Genomic DNA, 20,031 nt, shown 5'->3' with positions numbered 1-20,031 from the left:
GATGAGTAATCCCCCTGACTGGGCCGCGTATGTGGCGCAAATGGAGCAGGTTCTGGCGCTGGAATTAGATGATGCGCGCCGCGCTGAACTGCTGACGCAATTTAGCCGTATCGCCGCGATGTCGGCGCCGCTGATGGCTTATCCGCTTGACGATCGGCTGGAAGTGGCAGGAGTGTACAAAGCATGAATCTTTCCGCCCTCTCGATTGCAGAATTGCACTCCGCACTGACATCCGGCGAGCTGAGCGCACGGGAAATCGCCCGGCAGACCCTTAGCGCGATTGAAGTACATAACCCGGCACTCAATGCCTGGACCCGGGTGACGCGGGATCGCATGTTGCAGGAAGCCGACCGCCTTGACGGTTTGCGCCGTGAGGGACGGCCGTTGCCGGCGCTGGCAGCGGTGCCTTATGCAGTTAAGAATCTGTTCGATGTGGCGGGCCACAGCACACTGGCTGGCGCCAGCCTGTTCAGCGACCGCCCGGCGGCGCGCCAGGATGCCTGGGCGGTGGCTATGCTGGCTAAGTCCGGTGCGCTGCTGTCCGGTATGCTCAATATGGATGCCTACGCCTACGGTTTTACCACCGAAAACAGCCACTATGGCGCTACCCATAATCCACGTGATCTCAGCCGTATCGCCGGTGGCTCTTCCGGCGGTTCCGCCGCGGCGGTGGCTGCTGGCCTGGTGCACTTTTCACTTGGCACCGATACCAATGGCTCGATTCGCGTGCCCGCTTCGCTGTGCGGTATTTTAGGTCTGAAACCGACCTTTGGCCGCCTGTCACGCAGCGGCAGCCACCCTTTTGTCGCCAGTCTCGATCATATCGGTCCCTTTGCCCGCAGCGCCGCAGATCTGGCGGCGGTGTATGACGCCTTGCAGGGGCATGACAGCCTGGATGCATTTCAGGCCGATATTGCGCTGCAACCCACGCTACCGGGGCTGGAAAAGGGTCTGGAGGGATTACGCTGCGGCGTACTCGGCGGCTATTTCCAGACCTGGTGTAATGACGATGCACGTGCAGCGGTGACCGCTGCCGCGCGCGCACTGAACGGCAACAAAGAAGTGCTGCTGCCGGATGCCGAAATCGCCCGATCTTCGGCATTTCTGATTACCGCCTCAGAAGGCGGCAACCACTATTTACCGGCGCTGCGATCCCGCCCCGATCGTTTCGAGCCATTGTCACGCGAGCGCTTGCTGGCGGGGGCGATGATCCCGGCGGCCTGGTATGTGCAGGCACAGCGTTTCCGTCGTCATTTCCAGCAGCAGGTGTTGCCGCTGTTCGATCAGTTTGATGTGCTGATTGCCCCCGCAACACCATGCAGCGCCACCACCATCGGTCAGGAGACGATTCATATTAACGGTGTCGATCTGCCGACCCGCGCCAGTATGGGAATGCTGACGCAGCCAATCTCTTTCCTTGGCCTGCCGGTCACCACCGTACCGCTACAAACCGCCAGCGGTCTGCCGATTGGCCTGCAATTGATTGCCGCGCCGTTTAAAGAAGAGCTGTGCTTGCGTGCCGCACGTGCGCTGGAACAACAGGGTCTGGTGATGGCACAAGCCAGCAGGATGGGAGTTTAACCATGAATAGTGACTATATCGATCGTCCGGCGATTGTCGCCGAAGTGACCAGCGCGTTTTACCGTTACGAAAAGGCGCTGACCGGCAATGATACTGAGGTGCTGGACGAGCTGTTCTGGCATGACCCGCGCACTGTGCGTCTGGGCGCCGGTGAGAATCTGTATGGTATTGAAGCGATCCGCGCATTCCGTGCAGCGCGCCCTTCTGTCGGCTTAGATCGCCAGTTACAGAATACGGTAATCACCACTTTTGGTGATGATTATGCGGTATGCAGCACCGAGTTTAGCCGTCAGGGCAGCGAGAAAACCGGCCGTCAGCAGCAGACATGGGTGCGGATGGCGGATGGCTGGCGGATTGTGGCAGCGCAAGTGAGTTTAATGAGCTAAATATTCCCTCCCTCACCTGGTGGGGAAAGATCAGGATGAGGGAACAGCGTCGTCAGCTCCCCCACCCCTGCCCTCCCCCATTTTATGGGGGAGGGAGAAATTAAACCTCAGGCGCCGGATGCTTCTCCACCCAGTGATCGGCAATCTGCTGCCGGGTACAGATCCACGCCTTGTCATGCTGCTGCACGTAATCAAGAAAACGCTGCAGCGCTTTAAAGCGCCCCGGGCGTCCCAGCAGACGGCAGTGCATGCCAATCGACATCATCTTCGGTGAAGTTTCACCCTCTTCATACAGCACATCAAAGCTGTCTTTCAGATAGGTGTAAAACTGCTCGGCCGTGTTAAAACCCTGTGGCGTGGCGAAACGCATATCGTTAGTTTCCAGGGTATACGGAATAATCAGATGCGGTTTTACCGTGCCATCCTGGCAGGTCACTTGCGTCCAGAATGGCAGATCGTCACCGTAGTAGTCGCTGTCATAGGTGAATGCGCCATGCTCCGCCACCAGACGACGGGTATTTGGGCTGTCACGGCCGGTGTACCAGCCCGTCGGGGCTTTGCCAAACAGATCCACCAGCACATCGACCGCCTGCTGCATATGCTGACGCTCAGTTTTGGCATCCATTCCCTGATAGTGGATCCAGCGCCAGCCGTGGCTCACCACATCGTAGTCTGCCTGCTTAATCGCATCGACGATTTCAGGATGACGCGCCAGCGCCATTGCCACGCCAAACACCGTTAATGGCAGATTGCGCTTCTGAAACTCCTGATGAATCCGCCAGAATCCCGCACGGGAACCATACTCATACAGCGAGTCCATCGACATATGGCGTTCCGGATAACTGGCGGCGCCAATAATATCGGATAAAAACTGTTCCGAACCGGCGTCACCATGCAGCACGTTATTCTCCGCACCCTCCTCATAGTTCAGCACAAACTGCACGGCAATCCGCGCACCATCGGGCCATGCTGCATGCGGCGGCTTACCAGCGTAACCGCGCAGGTCACGCGGATAGCTTTTATTGAAGCTATATTCTTTCTTTTCTGCGGCATCAGTCATTGTCAGGTTTCCTGTCGTCGAGCCGAATCATCCACTCAGTTTAGGTGCTGAAAAGCACCCGTCATGTTTTTTCGGATCGGATAATCAAGATCGCCATGTTTGCTGGTGGATAAACCCAGCGCCACCAGCGACTCCACCATTTTCACCGCAGCGCCGACACCGTCGATAACCGGCAGGCCAAGCTCTGCGGTTAATTCTCTGGCCAGCGCCGCCATACCACCGCAACCCAGCACAATGGCACCGCTGCCATCTTCGCGCTTCGCTTGTATACAACGGGCGCGTACTTTTTCCTGCGCCACACCACTGCCATCTTCCAGCGCCAGCACCGGTAAATCGATAGCATGCAGCGCGGCGCAATGATGTTCAAAGCCATACTGCTGCAACAGGTGGCGCGCAATAATCAGGGTGCGCGGCAAAGTGGTGACAATCGAAAAACGCGTCGCCACCAGGCTCGCCATATGCATCGCCGCTTCGGCAATACCAACTACCGGCCCTTGCGCCAGCTCGCGCGCCGCCAGTAACCCCGGATCGCCAAAGCAGGCAATTACATGGCCGCTGACGCCCTGCTCACGTCCGAGCTTAATTTGCTCCAGCACGCCCACGGCGGCAATCGCCTCATCAAAATGGCCTTCAATCGACGGTACACCCTGCGAAGGACAGACTGCTACGATTTCTGTGCTATTTGCCGCCACCGCGCGTGCGGCGCTGGCGATAGTTTCGGTCATCCCCTGACTGGTATTGGGATTAATCACCTGAATAATCATTGCGCACTTCCCGGCAGGCCAAACAGGCGGGCAAAGTCCGGCAGGGTTTCGCCACTGCGTTCAAAGTGCAGACTGGCTACGATATTCGCAAAATGTTGCTGCATGGTGTCAGTCAGCGGTTGCAGCGCTTTTTCACGCAGCATGGCGATCAGACGATCGTGGTCGTTACAGCGACAACCCTGCTGCCAGGGGGCGCCCCAGGCAGCAATCACCAGCGACGAGCGCTGGGTCAGACGCGAAACCATTTCGGTCAGCACCTGATTACCGGAAATTGCCTGCAACTGAATATGAAACGCCGCCGATAAGCGGATCGCCGCCGGGCCATTGTGCTGTTCATGGGCCTGCTGCTCCTGGCGCGCCAGCTTCTCCAGCGCCGCCAGATGTGGTGGCTGACAGTGTTCCAGGACAAAAGGTAAGTTAGCGCATTCGATTAATGCACGGGTGCGAAATATATCCTGAGCTTCATCAACTCCCGGCGTCGCCACCTGTGCACCACGCCTGGGCATCAGGGTGACCATTTGCACTGCCGCGAGGCGTTGCAGCACTTTACGAATGCCGGTACGGCTGACGCCAAACACCTCCGACAGGGCCTCTTCAGGCAATTTACTACCTGGTGGCAACTGATGTTCCACAATCGCCGACATCAGCGCCTGGTAGATGGGCTCGTCTTTATCATTCAGGTCAGCAGCCGTTTTCAGGCCATTTTCACTCTTCATTACCTGCTCCGGTAAACATCATTGCATACGATAATCGTATACATGAAACTAAACTCCTGTATACAAAAATCCATTTCTGGCCTGGTTCCTGCAATAGCCTTTGCACAGAGTTTGTTATTCGGTGCATTCAGAGGAGCAGGTTTCATGCCAAATAGTCAAAGTGTTAACCCGGCGTCGGCCAGTGAAGCCCACGCCAGCTACAGTCCGCGGCTGTGTAATGAGGATCTGGCGCCGACCCGCGACCAGAACTGGAGCTGGTACAACATCTTTTCGTTCTGGATGTCGGATGTACACAGCATGGGAGGCTATGTGGTGGCCGCCAGCTTCTTTACCTTAGGGCTGGCCAGCTGGCAGGTACTGCTCTGCCTGCTGGTGGGGATTTGCATTGTGCAGATCTGCGCCAATCTGGTGGCGAAACCCAGCCAGATGGCCGGTGTGCCTTATGCGGTGATTTGCCGTCAGGCGTTTGGCGTATTTGGCGCGAATATCCCGGCGGTGATCCGCGGCCTGATCGCTTTTGCCTGGTATGGCATTCAGACTTACCTCGCCGCCAACGCGCTGATGCTGGTGACCCTGAAGTTCTGGCCAGCGCTGGCACCTATGACCCAGTCATCCTGGCTGGGCCTGTCGCAGCTGGGCTGGATCTGCTTCGGCATTATGTGGTTGTTGCAGGCATTGGTGTTCTGGCACGGTATGAGCGCGATTAAACGCTTTATCGATGTGGCAGGCCCGGCGGTATACGTGGTGATGGTGGCGCTGGCGGGCTGGATTGTCTGGCAGACCGGCTTCGACGGCATCTCTTTTACCCTGGCGAGCAAGCAGATGAGCGTCGGAGAACAGAGCTGGCAGATGATTACCGCCACCGCGCTGGTGGTCTCTTACTTCTCCGGTCCGTTACTGAACTTTGGCGACTTCTCGCGCTATGGCAAAAGCATGGGCGAAATCCGTCGCGGCAACCGCTGGGGCTTACCGTTTAACTTCCTGCTGTTTTCGATTGTGACGGTGGTGATTGTTTCCGGCACCCAGTCGCTGTTTGGCAAGATGATTACCGATCCGATTGAAACCGTTAGTATGGTTGGCAACGATCTGGCGGTAGCGATTGGTCTGCTGACGATGATTACCGCCACTATCGGCATCAATATTGTGGCGAACTTTGTTTCACCGGCCTTCGACTTCTCCAACTGCTCACCGCAGAAGATCAGCTTCCGCACCGGTGGCATGATTGCAGCGGTCGGTTCGGTGCTGTTGACACCATGGAACCTGTTCCAGTCCCCCGAGCTGATTCACTATACGCTGGATGTGCTCGGCGCCTTTATCGGTCCGCTGTTCGGTATTCTGCTGGTGGATTTCTATCTGATTAAACGTGGCACGGTGTCGACAGATGACCTGTTTAACGACACGCCTCAGGGCAAATACTGGTATCGCGGCGGCTTTAACCCGAAAGCGATTGCTGCGCTGCTGCCAGCGGTGGCGATTGGGCTGGTGATCAGCTTTATTCCTTCACTGCACGCGGTGGCTAACTTTAGCTGGTTTATCGGCGCCTTTCTCAGTGGTGGCGCTTATCGCTGGATTGCACGTCATGAACGCGCGACAGCCGCCGCTACGGCTTATACCGGCAAGGTGGTGTTGCAGAAGGATTAAAACGACGAAAGCCTGATTCATTGCTGAATCAGGCTTTCTGAATGTTGGCGGAACGGACGGGGCTCGAACCCGCGACCCCCTGCGTGACAGGCAGGTATTCTAACCAACTGAACTACCGCTCCGCGCTGTGTTCCCCGTCGGGAACGAGGCGCATATTAATAGTAGTGAGATTTTCCGTCAACGCTTTTTAAGCGTTAAAAATGCGTTTGCCTGCTTTTTCAGCACAGCAGCCTTTTTTGGCTCATTTATAAAGCACTTATGGACGCCATAAACAGCTGCCGCCTTTTTTCATCACTAAATCCAGACGCTGCTCATGCGCCATCATTTCTTCCTCGCTGGCCTGCACCACGCGCAGTGCTGACTGAGGCCGCGTGATACGCTGAATACTCTGGCTGCCATCCGCTTCCTGACGCTCACCTTCCACCGTAAAGGACAGCGACGTCTGGCCGCCGGTCATCAGCAGGAATACGTCCGCCAGAATCTCGGCATCGAGCAATGCGCCGTGCAGCGTACGTTTGCTGTTATCAATATCGTAGCGTGAGCAGAGCGCATCGAGGCTGTTGCGCTTACCCGGGAACATCTTACGCGCCATCATCAGGCTGTCGGTGACCTTGCAGAAGGTCTCGGTCTTCGCAATCCCCCTGTTCAGCTTGCTGAATTCGTAATCCATAAAGCCGATATCAAACGAGGCGTTATGGATCACCAGCTCGGCGCCGCGAATATATTCCATAAACTCATCGGCGATATCGCTGAAGGCCGGCTTATCCTGCAGGAATTCATCGGCTATGCCGTGAACGCCAAAGGCTTCCGGGTCCACCAGCCGGTCCGGCTTCAGATACATATGGAAATTGTTACCGGTCAGGCGGCGATTAACCACCTCAACGGCACCGATCTCAATAATGCGGTGACCTTCGTAATGGACACCTATCATGTTCATACCGGTGGTTTCGGTATCGAGTACGATCTGGCGTGTAATTGCTGTGCTCATAGGGCTCGTTTATGTCAGACTTGGCGTTTTGTCAGAGGGAAGTTTACCAGAGATGAGTAAACAGGTAGAAATTTTCACCGACGGATCTTGCCTGGGTAATCCAGGTCCCGGCGGTTACGGCGCCATTCTGCGCTATGGTCAGCATGAAAAAACCTTTAGCGCCGGTTATTACCTGACCACCAATAACCGTATGGAAATGATGGCGGCCATTGTCGCGCTGGAAGCGTTAACTCAGCCCTGCACCGTGACGCTAAGTACCGACAGCCAGTATGTGCGCCAGGGCATCACCAGCTGGATCCACAACTGGAAGAAGCGAGGCTGGAAAACCGCCGATAAAAAACCGGTGAAAAATGTCGATCTGTGGAAACGGCTCGACAGCGCCTTAAGCCACCATGAAATTAAATGGGAATGGGTTAAAGGCCACGCCGGGCATCCGGAGAACGAACGCTGCGACGAACTGGCGCGCAGCGCAGCGGGAAGTCCGGCCTTTGATGATATTGGCTATCAGCAAGAGTCCTGATCGCGGATATCACGGAACTGGCGGGTGGCATTGACCGTCTGGCGCAAACGTCCTTTATTAGCCTGCTTCTTCGCCGGCGTCATGGTCAGCGGGAAGGTGCGTTTGCGCGCCACCACAATATTCAGGCAGCCCAATGCCGGTAAGTGCGTACTGATCATTTTACCGCCCTGCCGGTTCCATGGCACCACCTGAAAACGGGTGCGGTGCATCACTTCGTAATTCAGCAAGCTCAGCCAGTCCAGCAGCCGCATCTGGCTAAACATCCGCCCACTCCAGGGCGCGCGACGATGTAATCCCGGGATCACTTTGCCGATTCCCAGCAGGCTAAACGGATTAAAGCCGCTGATAATCATCCAGCCATCATCAATCAATACCCGGTCCACCTCACGCAAAATGCGGTGCGGGTCACCACTCCACGCCAGCGTATGCGCCAGCAGGCAGGCATCGACGGACTTGGACTCAAACGGCAGGCACATCGGGTCGGCAATCACCTGCAACAGTTCTCCCTTTTCGCCGACATTTACCTGATGAGAAATTGCGCAGGCTTCAGTATCGATTTCTGCACTAAGATTGCCAATTTTAAGCAGGTGGAAACCATACAGCTTGCCAAGGCACGGCTGCAGATGTTGTGAAAGCGCGTCACGAAAATAGTCGCCCCAGGGCATATCCGCCCAGGAGTTCGGTGCATTTAGAATTTGGCGTGTTTTAGCGGGCTTCATGCTTTACCATCTTCATTCCTTCACGGCCTTCTGAGAGGTGACTATGAATCTTACCAGCATTCCTGCACTACAGGATAACTACATCTGGACGCTAAATGATGACAGCGGTCACTGCCTGATTGTTGACCCGGGTGAAGCGGCGCCGGTGATCGCGACCCTGCAGCAAAATCAGTGGCAGCCGGTAGCGATTTTACTCACTCATCATCACCATGACCACGTTGGCGGCGTAAAAAAACTACTCGAACAGTGGCCACAATTAGTGGTGTATGGCCCGCAGGAGACACAAGATAAAGGGGCGACGGAAATCGTCAGCGAAGGCGATCGCTTCACTATTTTGGACTGCGAATTTAGCGTGATTTTTACGCCGGGACACACTTTAGGACATATCTCATATTACAGTTCGCCTTACCTTTTTTGTGGCGATACGATGTTTTCCGGCGGTTGCGGCCGACTTTTTGAAGGGTCACCGCAACAAATGTATGAATCTTTTCAGAAGCTTAATCAGTTACCCGCTGAAACGCTGGTTTGCTGCGCCCATGAATACACATTATCTAATCTGAAGTTTGCGCAAGCGACCTTACCGCAAGATAGTGAAATTGCGCGCTACTGCCTGCAAATTAAGGAGTTACGCGCTAAAAATCACATTAGTTTGCCAACAAAACTGGCTCTTGAACGCAAAATTAATTTATTTTTAAGAACGCATGATACTGATTTACAAAAGGTTATTGGATTCGATTGTCCACCACAGCAGGCATGGCAACCATTTGCCCGTTTACGCGAGTTGAAAGACCGTTTTTGACATTTGTGGTTGTGTTGTTGAAAACGAGCACGTATCATTGCTCGTCTTTTAAGCAAACTATTGACACACACATGAAGGCTAAAGCGATAATACTCGCCTCGGTCTTGCTGGTGGGTTGCCAGGCGTCAAGGCATGATGCTAACACCCCGGTCCAGCATGCACAGAGTCTGTCTTCGGCAGGTCAAGGTGAAAATGGAAAGTACTCAGATCGGATGTTGTCTCCGCGCTGGCAGGATGATGGAACCAGCCTCGCGCAAGACCAGGATCTTTGGCATTTCATTAGCGACGAGCTGAAGATGGAGGTTCCGGAAAATTCCCGGATCCGTGAACAAAAACAAAAGTACCTGAAGAACAAGAGCTATCTCCACGATGTAACATTACGGGCAGAGCCGTATATGTACTGGATAGTCGAGCAGATTAAGCAACGCAAAATGCCGATGGAACTGGTACTACTACCCATAGTGGAGAGCGCTTTTGACCCCCACGCGACATCAGCCGCAAATGCCGCAGGCATTTGGCAGATTGTCCCGGCCACGGGGCGTAATTATGGTTTGAAACAGAACCAGTGGTATGACGGTCGACGTGACATCGTCGCATCTACCAAGGTTGCGCTGGATATGATGGAACGTCTTAACAATATGTTTGACGGCGACTGGTTACTGACCATTGCAGCCTATAACAGTGGTGAAGGACGCGTCATGAAAGCGGTAAAACAGAATAAAGCGCGCGGGAAACCGACCGACTTCTGGAATTTATCGTTACCACGCGAAACCACGGTCTATGTGCCGAAAATGCTGGCTTTGGGCGAAATCCTCAAGCACAACAAACGTTACGGTATTCGACTGCCGACGCCTAACGAAAGCCGCGCTCTGGCGCGTGTGGAAGTGGGCCAGCAGATCGAACTGACACAGGCTGCCGAAATGGCAGGCATGTCACTGACCAAGCTGAAGAGCTTTAATACCGGTTACAAACGCGGAACAACAGCGCCAAACGGTCCCCATTACATTATGGTGCCTAAGTCGAATGTTGCCACGCTACGTAACTCACTGGCGACAGGTGATATCGCTGCGGTTCAACCCACCGAGGTGGCGAAAAACAGCAGCAGTGTTGGCGGTTATAAAGTGCGCAGTGGCGACACCTTATCCGGCATCGCGAAACGCCTTGGCGTCTCGGTAAAAGATTTGCAAAGCGCAAACAATCTGCGCGGCGGAAAAATTAAACCGGGTCAGACATTAAGCGTAAGTGGTGGCAAAGGTACCGCGCTGGCCAATAACAGCAGCATCACCTATCAGGTACGTAAAGGGGATTCCCTTGCCAGTATCGCAAAACGTCACGGCGTCAATGCCAAAGACGTGATGCGCTGGAACAGCGTACTGAGTGACGCGAAAAGCATTCAACCCGGCGATAAGCTGACGTTGTTTGTGAATAATAGCGCCACGCCAGATAGCTAAGGCATGCCGGTTACGTCTTATCAAATAAAAGAGCCACTCCGCGGAGTGGCTCTTTTTTTTACCGGTGATTTACGGCTTAACCGCTTCGATAAAAATAATATCGGTGCTAAAGCTGCCATCCGGTTGCAACTGATAATAGCGCTGCACTTCATCAGCCGCGGATTGCTGATAGGCGCGAATCGCCGTCACCAGCGCCTCCGGGGTGCGCATACGCGCAATCCAGCTGGCAAACTCAAGATGCAGGCGATCCTGGATGACACCGGTGATCGCTAATCCGGCTTCGGTAAACATCGTCAGCCATTCGCCCGGGTTGTAGTCACGTACATGCGAGGTATCGCGTAATGCTTCCACCGTCTGCAGCCAGATATCCAGCACGGCATTGCCGGGCGCATTCACATCCATAAAGATCACTTTGCCCGCCGGTTTCAGCACCCGTTTAACTTCACGCAGCGCCTGTCCGACATCGTGCCAGTGGTGTGCCGAATAACGGCTGATCACAATATCAAAGCTGGCATCGGCAAACGGCAGCACCTCGGCATAGCCCTGTTGGGTGGTTAAATGGCCGTATCCGCGATCCTGAGCACTTTTCTCTACCACTTCCAGCATCTGGCCGGAGAGATCGTACGCCACCACTTCACGTACCTGTTGCGCGGCGATAAAGCTGGCATGCCCTCCCCCGCACCCCAGATCCAGTACCCGTGCTTCGGGTGTCGTGGACAGTCGCTCGCTCAGACGCTGTAAATCGCGGCCGCTGGCATGCACCGCGCTGCTCAGGTAAGCCTCAGCACGTTCGCCAAACTGTTTATCGACATTCTGGTGGTGACTTTGCGTTGCCATATCTCTGTTTCCTTTTTAGAGTTTTTTAAAGATGGGCAGACACGACTGACCTGCCCTGACGGCAGGCCTGCAAGACGCTTAGATAAGCTCAGGCTTGCCGGGGGTGAATTCGACGAGTAGCGGATTATGATCGGATGCGCGCGTCACCAGGACTGATGCCTCGGCGACATGCATACCGCGATAGAAAACGAAATCTAATGGACGACCAAACGCTTTGCGCCGGTGATCGTCGGTAAAACGGACTTCGCGCAGTCCCATCTCACGCGAAAAACGGAACAGCGCATTCATCCGCTGGCGGCTCCAGGCGTTAAAGTCTCCGGCCATAATCACCGGTCCCTGATGATGCAGGATCTGCTCGCCAATTGGCCCCAGCTGCTTACTGTAAACGTCGATACCGAGGCTAAAATTAACCGCATGGATATTCACCACCATCAGCATTTCACCGCCGGGCAGCGGATAGGCCGTTACCAGCGCTGATTTTGACAGACGCAGCAACGGCTCGCGTTCGCGCAACGGGCAACAATAAATCGGATGGGCAGCGGCCAGCGTCATCACGCCAGAGGGGTGCTGCGGCAAGACAAAAGCGGGCACCTGATCGGCAGCCAGATAGTTGGAGGTAGCGAACTGCACCAGTTCAGGGGTGGTCTGCGCTTCCTGCAGCAACACCAGATGGGCATCTTTACCAAAGTTTTGCAGCACCGATAACCAGTCAGCACGCTGCTGCTTAAAAATATTCCACACCAGAACCCGCAATGTGGTTTCGGTTGGCAGAGGAGCGCCCGGCGGTAAGGCTTTACCTACGTGCAGCATCGCTCCAGGGGGGAAAATCCGCTCCGCTGGCTGACCTGCAACATATCTCATGGCATAGGTTTTTTTGTGCACTGTACCGCCTGAACCTTATTTGCTACTAAGTAGTGTATCTCTTCTTTCAGTTATAGGGACTTTACGCCGTAGTTTCAATCGGTACGGCTGATTTACGCGCGCCATAGCGTAAGTAAATGCAAAAACCGTCGGCATTTGCAGACCATTACTGACGTTCTGAAGTCCGTGCTTACCAAGCCTGATACTGCAAAGAGACAGGCTGTCTGATGGCGATCGGGATCCGGCCATGCTTAAATAACAAAACAGGGCAAAATCTCGATTTAATTTTGCTGGCGGAGCAATAATGAAAGCGACATCTGAAGAGCTGACCATCTTTGTAGCGGTGGTAGAGAGCGGCAGTTTCAGCCGTGCCGCTGAGCAGCTGGAAATGGCCAATTCAGCCGTCAGCCGGGCGGTTAAAAAGCTGGAAAATAAACTTGGCGTGGAACTGCTGACGCGCACCACACGTCAGGTGAAGCTGACCCAGGAGGGCGAAAAGTATTTTCGCCGGGTGCAAAAATTGCTGCAGGAGATGGCCAGCGCTGAAAATGAATTAATCGAAAGTCGCAATGTGCCCAGCGGCTTGCTGCGTATTGACGCGTCCACACCAGTAGTGTTGCATTTACTGATCCCGATGATTAAGCCTTTTCGCCAGCGCTATCCTGAAATCACCTTGTCGCTGCTATCGTCAGAAACTTTTATTAATCTGATTGAGCGTAAGGTCGATGTTGCGCTCCGTATCGGCAATCTTAATGACTCCAGCCTGCGCGCCCGCCTGCTGTTTACCAGCTATGGCAAGATGGTCGCCGCGCCGGATTATCTGGCAGAGCACGGCACGCCAGTCAGCGCTGAGGATCTGCGCCAGCATCACTGCCTTGCCTTTAATGAAGTACCGCGCCTTAACCGCTGGCCCATCGCGCAGCTGGATGGTCAGCTTTACGATATTACGCCAGACACCTCGTCAAATAACGGGGAAACCATTAAGCAACTATGTCTGCATGGCAATGGCATCGCCTGCCTGTCGGAATATATGGTGGATAAAGAGCTGGCGGATGGCAGCCTGGTTGAGGTACTCGCCGACAAACGGCTACCGGTTGGCATGCCGCTGAATGCGGTCTATTACAGTGATGGGGCGATGAATATGCGTATGCGCACATTTATCGATTTTCTTAGCGAGTGGATAAAGGGACAGTATCCGCAGCCGGGATAACTGTCCGGCGCTTCCGGCTATTGCGCGCGCTGGCGAAAGCGGACGATTTCATCATTCAGCCGATACATCGAGTCGATAACCCTGTCGGCCCCTGCGGCTTCCAGCCTGGCGCGGTGGCTGGGGTTAGTGTGCGCACCGCCGGTAAAACCGATCACATACATCCCTGCGCGCTTTGCCGCCATCACGCCATGTACCGAGTCTTCTATCACCATAGTGTTTGCCGGAGTGGCCTGCATCACTTCAGCCGCATGCAGGAAGATATCGGGTTGCGGCTTCGCACGACCTGGCCCCAGGTCGACCGCGGAAAAGATATCCGCCGCAAACAGATGTTTGAGTCCCACCAGAGATAACATGTAATCCAGTTGTTCTGCGCCAGAGTTAGAGCAGATACATTTGCGGGTTGAAAGACCGCTAATCACCTCATCAGTGCCGGCGATCCTGCTGAGGCTGTCAGCAAATGCCGCCATCAGTTGCGCAGAAAATTGCTGGTGAATACTTTCGTCTATCTTAACGTCTTTATCAGACCTGACTTTATCAATCAGTTCACCCCATGCCAGCCCACTGTAGTCGCGGGTAAACTCATCAAAACCCATATCGACGCCGTGTTGGTTGAGCAGTGAAACCGTCAGTCTGATGCCGATAATCTCTGAATCAACCAGCACGCCATCACAATCGAAGATGATCAATTCCAGGCTGTTATCCATATCTCTCCCGTGAAAAGATGACTGACCGCCGGGCGTTCCCCCGACGGCCAGCGTATTAAACATCGCCAATCAGGCACTAAGCAGCTGTTTGCGATATTTTGCCAGCAGTTGCTGAATGTCGCGCAGGCGCGATACCGCAATCGATGATAGCTTCTCTTTGGAAATATTGCGGTCAAGGGAGATGCAGTCTTTCCACAAAGAGCGTCCGGCAATCACCCCTGAAGCACCATTGCGCAGCGAGATATCAACCTGCTGCAGGAAGGTCTGATGATCGACACCCGCCGATAACACTGCCCAGGGAATATCACCACAGATTTGCGTCACTTTAGCGCAGGCTGCTTCAGTTCCCGGATAAGGGATTTTCAGCACTTTGGAACCGCAATCGATACAGGCCTGGCAACCATCCTGAATCAGCTGTGGGATTTTTTGCTGATATGCTTCCTTGCTTTCACCTTCCAGCTGATAAGTCAGGAACTCAACCACCAGGAACAGGTCTTCGCGGGCGAAATCGGCAATCACATCACGTAGGGTTGCCAGATTCTCAGTATTGGCTTCCGGCGTATCCATCCGTAAATAGATCATGATCTTGCCGCCGGTAGCGCCCAGTTCGCGCACTTTACGCGCATTGATCCCTTCAACCATATTGGAGATGCGATAACCTTGCGGTGAAGTTCCCCAACCAGACGCATCGAGGCCCACCAACAGACCGGTATTACGTGGCACCACGCCTTCATCAATAATGCCCGGCACAGCGCAAATAGGATCCACTAAAACGCATCCTGCCTCAGACGCCAGGTAACGGGTAATATCGTATTTGGTTTTGCCGAGGGTTTCATTGCTGATCTTAGCCTGCTCTTCCGGCGTCGCAGCCAGCAGCGTTCTCATACCACCACGCTGATCGCAGGCAACAACCATCATTGAACCTGTAGCATCACAAATCATTTGATAGCCGCGACGTTCTGCTGTTGTCATTTTGTTCATTGGTTAATTCCTCATACAAGAGAGTATTTGTTTAAGATTAATTCTGATTCAGGCGATCGCTGACCCACGAAATAAGGTCCTGATTATTGCCGCCCTGATCCTGGTCAACGGTATATACCTCACCGAAACCCATGGGTTGTGCTTTATGCGCCAGCTGCGTTAGCTCGGGAATATACTCTTCACCAGGATGTCCTTTTACCCGGCAGCCGCAGCGATGTTTATATCGTTCAGCAACCAGCTCAGGCGAAGCCTGATTCCATATTTCAATAATGCTCTGGCAGCCCGACATTTGCAGATAATCGGCTAACACCGATTTATCACGAAAGCCAAACCAGGCGTCCATAACAAATACCGTATCCCGGGGCGCACTTTTAACGATATTAAACATCGACTCATAGGCCGCATAACCAAGCTTACGATTTAACGGCCGGTCAATAACATCTGCGAACTGAACCATAAAAGGCTCTTTGATCTCATCGATACTTAATATCGGAAATTTAAAAGTATCAGCCAGCGTCCTGGCAACAGAGCTTTTCCCTGATGCCGGAATACCATTAACTAAAATCAGTGTTTTCATAATAACCCAAGAATTTCATCAATTGTTGTGGCTCGTCTGATTTGAGATAACGTATCCTCCTGCTCCAGCAGACCGACGATCGAGGCGATACCCTCAGTAATATGAGAATCACTGTTTACGCCGCCAAACATCACAATAATATCGACGGGTTCACTGCCATTAATTGACAGCGGATGACTCAGGGTCATCATGCTAAAGCAATCTTTAATTACTCCGCACTCCGGTCTGGCATGAGGAATGGCGATACCTTCATCGAAAACGTAATAGGCCCCATACTCGATGGTATTGTTAATCACTGCCTGCGGATATTCAGGTGTAACAAAGCCACCTTTAATTAATGGCTTTGCTGCCTGTTCAATAATCTCGTTCCAGGAATCAACATCCATTCGGACCTGAATATACTGGTTCTGTGAAAGGAACTGTTTAATGCTCATATCACCTCATATATTTCTGCGAATGGTATTTCTTAGCTCATCCATCTTTACGAAAACATCATCAACCCGGCTACGATATGATTTACTGCCAGAAAATATCTTTACAGCCTGATTATATTTAACCATTAACTGTTTTTGCGTGGCGTTGTCCGCCGGGTTTTGTAATAACGTTGATTCCAGCTGCGCAAATTCCGCCTCTATCCTCTCTGCATCTTCATCACTTTTATTCTCCCCTTCAGGTTGCGAATTAAACATCTGTTTTAACTTTGCAAACATAATCTCTCCTCACATCGTCAGATGATGCGAATGTCGTCAGCAATAAGCCGGATTATTTACTCAGTTTTCTGTTGGCAAACCAGACAATCAGTACCACAAAGGCAATAAAGCCAATAACGAATGGCCAGTCATGCTGGAAAGCATGCCCCAATACCAGGCCGGTGCTAATTACATCGGAATCACTAAAGGTGACGCCCTTGAAGCCGAAGGTTTCCAGCAGTGGCACCAGAATTGCTGGCAATAAGGTAATAAACAGACCATGTATCACGCCGCCAATGATCGCCCCTTTTCTGCCACCCATCGCATTACCAAATACTCCGGCAGCGCCGCCAGCAAAGAAGTTGGTCAGCAAACCTGGCAGAATCATCGCCAGACCAAACATCGGGAATACGATCATGCCGATAATCGAGCCGACAGTGGTGGCAAGGAAACCAACAATCACCGCGTTAGGTGCATACGGGAACAACACCGGGCAATCCAGCGCGGGCTTGGCATTAGGGACCAGGCGCATCGCAATACCGCGGAAAGCTGGCACCAGTTCATTCAGCAGTAAACGCACGCCGCTGTACAACACAAACACACCCGCGACGAACTGCATCGACTGCATAAACGAATACATGATGTAATTGGTTTCACCGGCGAACTGCGCAATATACGTCGGACCGGCAAAGATAGCCGGAATGATATACATCGGCACCATAATGACAGCCATTGACAGGTAGGTGTCCTGCAAAAACTTAAAGTTATCGGGAAGTTCTAAATCTTCTGTTGATCGTGAGTTCTTGCCAATAGCACGTGCGACTGCAGCCTGCACCAGATAGCCAATGGTACAGAAGTGACCGAGGGCGACATCATCTGAGTCGGTGATCTTGCGCACTATCGGTTGGGCGATGGCCGGCATTAACACCGCCATAATGCCGCCAAATATGCCGCCAGTCAGAATCAGAGTGGCGCCTGTCAGTCCGGCCTTGTAACCAATAACGGTACCGATGGTCGCCATCCACAGCAGCGCCTGGCCTGTGAGGAAGATATATTTAAATGGCGTGATGCGCGCAATAATGATGTTGACGGCAAAAATCACCAACAGCGTCAGCGCCACTTCAGAGCCCAGTTCACGGTTTGCCACGCCGGCGATAGCCGCGACATCGGTAATGTATCCCTTCATACCAAAACCGCTGGTAAAGATATCATTCAGGAAGGTTAAGGCTTCAACAATGATATTGATGCCTGCCATCATGATCAGAAATCCGAGCAGCGTTTTAAATGTTCCCTCGATAGTTTTACCGATAGATTTCTTTTGCAGGATCAGACCCAGCATGGCGATTAATGCAATAAGTATCGAAGCCTGGCCGAGGAAATCCTTCACAATAAAATGAATAATAGCGTCCACTTACCACCTCAACTTTATTTTGAATTTATATAAGCCAGGATTTTCTCTTCTATCTCTTTCTTATCTGTCAGCTTATTTAATATGATGACTCTCTTTTTATCCTCCTCGCTGGCATCTGAAGTTAAAATGTCAGCAAACATTTTCTGCGTGAGAATAATGTCATATTTAAAGGATGAGGCTTCGGATACCGTGGTGTGATCGATATCCGCCTCAATAGATAATTTTTGCAATACTGATTTCGCGCTCATTTCAATAGCAAAGCTTGAGCCGAGACCGCAGCCACATACGCAGAGTACTTTAAGCATGTTATTACCTCAGATAAGGTTATTTACTTTAGCCAGTTTGTAGAGATTACTATCTTCATCAACCAGACGTTTGTCAGAGTTTTCAAGATCGATCGGGATAGCCTTATTATTATTATTTATAACAATGATTTTATTTGTCAGACCGCTGTTGATGCACCTGACAACTTCTTCCGCCAGGATTGCGCCCTGAATGATCTCCTCGCCGGTTGGCGTGCCATTTCTTAATCCATATCCCAGAATAGTTTTCCTGATACGGATACCAATTTTGTGCTCAACTTTACCAATCATGGTATCAATTGCGCCCTGAAAACCGGGTGTATACTCTTTGGTATAGCCTTCAGAACATAAAATAATTACGCTGTTCTGGATTTTGATCTTATCCTTAATTTTTTGCGCCAGCAGATCAATATCCCATGGCGATTCAGGAATAAGCGCGATATCAGCATTGCTTTTCAGAGCAGCCTGCAAGGTTAACTCACCACAATAGCCGCCTAACAACTCGATCATAAATATCCGGCCTGGCAGGCCGCGTCCGGTATTACGTAATTTCCCGACCTCAGCAATCACCTGTTCACAGGCAGTGGAGAATCCGATGGTATAACTGTTACCTGTAATATCGTTATCAATAGTCATACCGATGCCATAACAGTTAACGCCATAGCTGCTGAGTACCTTTAAAAACTGAAAAGAGCCATCTCCGCCGCCCATAATCAGACAGTCGAGTTTCTTCTGTCGGATATTTTTGACAATTTTCTCGTAGTCAGACTTTTTACATTTATCCTCTTTTCTGCCGGAAGAGATCAACGGAACAGAAGAGATGGACAGATCCACTAAATCACGGCGTGATATTTCTTTCGCGCGGTTCTCTATCAGACCATTAATACCGCCATCAAAAATCACCATTTCTGATTCGGTCATCCTGTTAACCTGAAACAGAAAGTTATTCATACCACTGACATCACCACCACTTATTACTAATCCTATTTTCATGGCTGACCTCAGATAAACATTTACCGGTTAATGTGGATTTAATGTTAAAGATGCCGTGATTAATTTTTTTGACAGATATCACATTTACGCAATGATTTTTCCCCACGACAGGTGTTGACAGAGGTTAATCGCGTCTATTTTTGTGATGTATATCACTGTATTTTTCGCGCATTAATCGCCTTTTTTATATAACCTACTGTTTTTAATATATTTTATTTATGTGATCTCAAACCGGTATTAAAACTTAATTTGGCTAAATAAGCTGTTGTTGTTTTTGTGATTGCTTTCACATTATTCTGGCTCTCAACGTTAAGCTATTGCCAGCCTGTTTCTGCGCGATCGTATCGCGCCATTCAATTGGAGGGTTTAAATCAGGGAGGATATGCTCTGCTTTCTGCTTAATTGATAAGAAATGGTCATGTAAAAGGGAGGTATGAGGGTGGATATGCGTATACACATATCTTCAGGAGATTAAATTGAGGGTTTTCAGACATACGAAAAAGCCCTGAGCAGATGCTCAGGGCTTTTTCGTAATAAGTGGCGGAACGGACGGGGCTCGAACCCGCGACCCCCTGCGTGACAGGCAGGTATTCTAACCAACTGAACTACCGCTCCACCGATTCTGTACTGATCCCAGACCTTTCGTCTGAATTCAGGTGTTTCTCTCACTTCCGCGTCACGGGAAATGAGCTGGCGGCGATAACGCCACCACTACAATTTGATGCCTGGCAGTTCCCTACTCTCGCATGGGGAGACCCCACACTACCATCGGCGCTACGGCGTTTCACTTCTGAGTTCGGCATGGGGTCAGGTGGGACCACCGCGCTAAAGCCGCCAGGCA

The 20,031-nt window shown here is 52.1% G+C and carries 23 protein-coding genes, 2 tRNA genes and 1 rRNA gene; 8 read left to right on the top strand and 18 right to left on the bottom strand.

Going from position 1 to position 20,031, the window contains the following annotated elements:
* The first annotated feature begins 1 nt into the window (after window position 1).
* Genes hpxX through hpxZ form a run of 3 tightly spaced genes read left to right on the top strand, consistent with a single transcriptional unit; the run spans window position 2 to window position 1,967 of the window.
* Complete coding sequence (hpxX, locus tag N5923_RS02625; RefSeq protein WP_267140962.1) at window positions 2-187, top strand: oxalurate catabolism protein HpxX; 186 nt, start codon at window positions 2-4, stop codon at window positions 185-187.
* The gene (locus N5923_RS02620; RefSeq protein ID WP_267140961.1) at window positions 184-1,581 is read left to right on the top strand and encodes an AtzE family amidohydrolase; all 1,398 of its coding nucleotides are present in this window, start codon (window positions 184-186) and stop codon (window positions 1,579-1,581) included. Before hpxX ends, N5923_RS02620 begins: the two co-directional genes overlap by 4 nt.
* Before the next feature lie 2 nt (window positions 1,582-1,583).
* Entirely contained in the window at window positions 1,584-1,967 is a 384-nt protein-coding gene (hpxZ, locus tag N5923_RS02615) for an oxalurate catabolism protein HpxZ (RefSeq protein ID WP_267140960.1), read from the top strand.
* 100 nt (window positions 1,968-2,067) lie between these two features.
* Here the strand turns inward: hpxZ and puuE are convergent, their stop codons facing one another.
* From puuE to N5923_RS02600, 3 genes are read right to left on the bottom strand one after another with little or no spacing between them, the layout of a single operon-like run.
* Window positions 2,068-3,027, bottom strand: a complete 960-nt coding sequence (gene puuE / locus N5923_RS02610; RefSeq protein ID WP_267140959.1) for an allantoinase PuuE — start codon at window positions 3,025-3,027, stop codon at window positions 2,068-2,070.
* Between the two features lie 35 nt (window positions 3,028-3,062).
* On the bottom strand, window positions 3,063-3,791 hold the full coding sequence (gene hpxA / locus N5923_RS02605; RefSeq protein ID WP_267140958.1) for an allantoin racemase: 729 nt from the start codon (window positions 3,789-3,791) through the stop codon (window positions 3,063-3,065).
* On the bottom strand, window positions 3,788-4,507 hold the full coding sequence (locus tag N5923_RS02600) for a GntR family transcriptional regulator (protein ID WP_267140957.1): 720 nt from the start codon (window positions 4,505-4,507) through the stop codon (window positions 3,788-3,790). Before N5923_RS02600 ends, hpxA begins: the two co-directional genes overlap by 4 nt.
* A gap of 144 nt (window positions 4,508-4,651) precedes the next feature.
* Here N5923_RS02600 and N5923_RS02595 point away from each other — a divergent pair, with 144 nt between their 5' ends.
* Window positions 4,652-6,148 (top strand): NCS1 family nucleobase:cation symporter-1, encoded by a 1,497-nt coding sequence (locus N5923_RS02595; RefSeq protein ID WP_267140956.1) that lies wholly within the window; start codon window positions 4,652-4,654, stop codon window positions 6,146-6,148.
* A 45-nt stretch (window positions 6,149-6,193) separates the two neighbouring features.
* Here the strand turns inward: N5923_RS02595 and N5923_RS02590 are convergent.
* A tRNA-Asp gene (locus tag N5923_RS02590) sits at window positions 6,194-6,270 on the bottom strand.
* Window positions 6,271-6,404: 134 nt separating this feature from the next.
* Window positions 6,405-7,136, bottom strand: a complete 732-nt coding sequence (gene dnaQ / locus N5923_RS02585) for a DNA polymerase III subunit epsilon (protein ID WP_267140955.1) — start codon at window positions 7,134-7,136, stop codon at window positions 6,405-6,407.
* On the opposite strand from dnaQ, the gene rnhA reads away from it, so the two are divergent.
* The gene (gene rnhA / locus N5923_RS02580; RefSeq protein ID WP_267140982.1) at window positions 7,090-7,656 is read left to right on the top strand and encodes a ribonuclease HI; all 567 of its coding nucleotides are present in this window, start codon (window positions 7,090-7,092) and stop codon (window positions 7,654-7,656) included. The genes dnaQ and rnhA overlap by 47 nt on opposite strands.
* Here the strand turns inward: rnhA and N5923_RS02575 are convergent.
* On the bottom strand, window positions 7,641-8,375 hold the full coding sequence (locus N5923_RS02575; RefSeq protein WP_267140954.1) for a class I SAM-dependent methyltransferase: 735 nt from the start codon (window positions 8,373-8,375) through the stop codon (window positions 7,641-7,643). The two genes, rnhA and N5923_RS02575, sit on opposite strands and share 16 nt — an antisense overlap.
* Window positions 8,376-8,418: 43 nt before the next feature.
* Between N5923_RS02575 and gloB the strand changes: the two genes are divergently transcribed.
* Both gloB and mltD read left to right on the top strand, forming a co-directional pair.
* A complete protein-coding gene (gloB, locus tag N5923_RS02570; RefSeq protein WP_267140953.1) occupies window positions 8,419-9,174 on the top strand; it encodes a hydroxyacylglutathione hydrolase in 756 nt (251 codons plus the stop codon).
* Between the two features lie 71 nt (window positions 9,175-9,245).
* Window positions 9,246-10,625 (top strand): murein transglycosylase D, encoded by a 1,380-nt coding sequence (gene mltD, locus N5923_RS02565; RefSeq protein WP_267140952.1) that lies wholly within the window; start codon window positions 9,246-9,248, stop codon window positions 10,623-10,625.
* Window positions 10,626-10,694: 69 nt separating this feature from the next.
* Here mltD and N5923_RS02560 read toward each other — a convergent pair whose 3' ends face one another.
* Together N5923_RS02560 and N5923_RS02555 are read right to left on the bottom strand one after the other, a co-directional pair.
* Complete coding sequence (locus tag N5923_RS02560; RefSeq protein ID WP_267140951.1) at window positions 10,695-11,462, bottom strand: class I SAM-dependent methyltransferase; 768 nt, start codon at window positions 11,460-11,462, stop codon at window positions 10,695-10,697.
* A 78-nt stretch (window positions 11,463-11,540) separates the two neighbouring features.
* Window positions 11,541-12,344: an endonuclease/exonuclease/phosphatase family protein gene (locus N5923_RS02555; protein ID WP_267140950.1), complete on the bottom strand. Its 804-nt coding sequence runs from the start codon at window positions 12,342-12,344 to the stop codon at window positions 11,541-11,543.
* A 283-nt stretch (window positions 12,345-12,627) separates the two neighbouring features.
* On the opposite strand from N5923_RS02555, the gene yafC reads away from it, so the two are divergent.
* A complete protein-coding gene (gene yafC / locus N5923_RS02550; RefSeq protein WP_267140949.1) occupies window positions 12,628-13,533 on the top strand; it encodes a DNA-binding transcriptional regulator YafC in 906 nt (301 codons plus the stop codon).
* A gap of 17 nt (window positions 13,534-13,550) precedes the next feature.
* Here yafC and N5923_RS02545 read toward each other — a convergent pair whose 3' ends face one another.
* The 10 genes from N5923_RS02545 to rrf all read right to left on the bottom strand — a co-directional run bounded on the left by N5923_RS02545 (window position 13,551) and on the right by rrf (window position 20,029).
* Entirely contained in the window at window positions 13,551-14,237 is a 687-nt protein-coding gene (locus N5923_RS02545; protein ID WP_267140948.1) for an HAD family hydrolase, read from the bottom strand.
* A gap of 69 nt (window positions 14,238-14,306) precedes the next feature.
* Window positions 14,307-15,218 carry a tagatose-bisphosphate aldolase gene (locus N5923_RS02540; protein WP_267140947.1) on the bottom strand — a complete coding sequence of 304 codons (912 nt, stop codon included), beginning with the start codon at window positions 15,216-15,218 and terminating at the stop codon, window positions 14,307-14,309.
* A 37-nt stretch (window positions 15,219-15,255) separates the two neighbouring features.
* Window positions 15,256-15,795, bottom strand: a complete 540-nt coding sequence (locus N5923_RS02535; RefSeq protein WP_267140946.1) for an AAA family ATPase — start codon at window positions 15,793-15,795, stop codon at window positions 15,256-15,258.
* Window positions 15,792-16,229 carry a PTS sugar transporter subunit IIA gene (locus N5923_RS02530; RefSeq protein ID WP_267140945.1) on the bottom strand — a complete coding sequence of 146 codons (438 nt, stop codon included), beginning with the start codon at window positions 16,227-16,229 and terminating at the stop codon, window positions 15,792-15,794. The genes N5923_RS02535 and N5923_RS02530 overlap by 4 nt, the downstream gene beginning before the upstream one ends.
* Before the next feature lie 6 nt (window positions 16,230-16,235).
* Window positions 16,236-16,505 (bottom strand): hypothetical protein, encoded by a 270-nt coding sequence (locus tag N5923_RS02525; protein WP_267140944.1) that lies wholly within the window; start codon window positions 16,503-16,505, stop codon window positions 16,236-16,238.
* A 52-nt stretch (window positions 16,506-16,557) separates the two neighbouring features.
* Window positions 16,558-17,895 (bottom strand): PTS sugar transporter subunit IIC, encoded by a 1,338-nt coding sequence (locus N5923_RS02520; protein WP_267140943.1) that lies wholly within the window; start codon window positions 17,893-17,895, stop codon window positions 16,558-16,560.
* A 14-nt stretch (window positions 17,896-17,909) separates the two neighbouring features.
* Window positions 17,910-18,200: a PTS sugar transporter subunit IIB gene (locus N5923_RS02515; protein WP_017800609.1), complete on the bottom strand. Its 291-nt coding sequence runs from the start codon at window positions 18,198-18,200 to the stop codon at window positions 17,910-17,912.
* Between the two features lie 9 nt (window positions 18,201-18,209).
* Entirely contained in the window at window positions 18,210-19,190 is a 981-nt protein-coding gene (locus N5923_RS02510) for a 6-phosphofructokinase (RefSeq protein WP_267140942.1), read from the bottom strand.
* Window positions 19,191-19,728: 538 nt separating this feature from the next.
* Window positions 19,729-19,805: transfer RNA gene (locus N5923_RS02505), tRNA-Asp, on the bottom strand.
* Between the two features lie 108 nt (window positions 19,806-19,913).
* A 5S ribosomal RNA gene (rrf, locus tag N5923_RS02500) occupies window positions 19,914-20,029 on the bottom strand.
* Between the last annotated feature and the right edge of the window lie 2 nt (window positions 20,030-20,031).

The sequence above is a fragment of the Winslowiella arboricola genome (assembly GCF_025527015.1).
Taxonomy (GTDB): Bacteria; Pseudomonadota; Gammaproteobacteria; order Enterobacterales; family Enterobacteriaceae; genus Erwinia; species Erwinia arboricola.
Note: the sequence above shows the minus strand (reverse complement) of the source record. Positions and strands in the feature narration are given on the sequence as shown.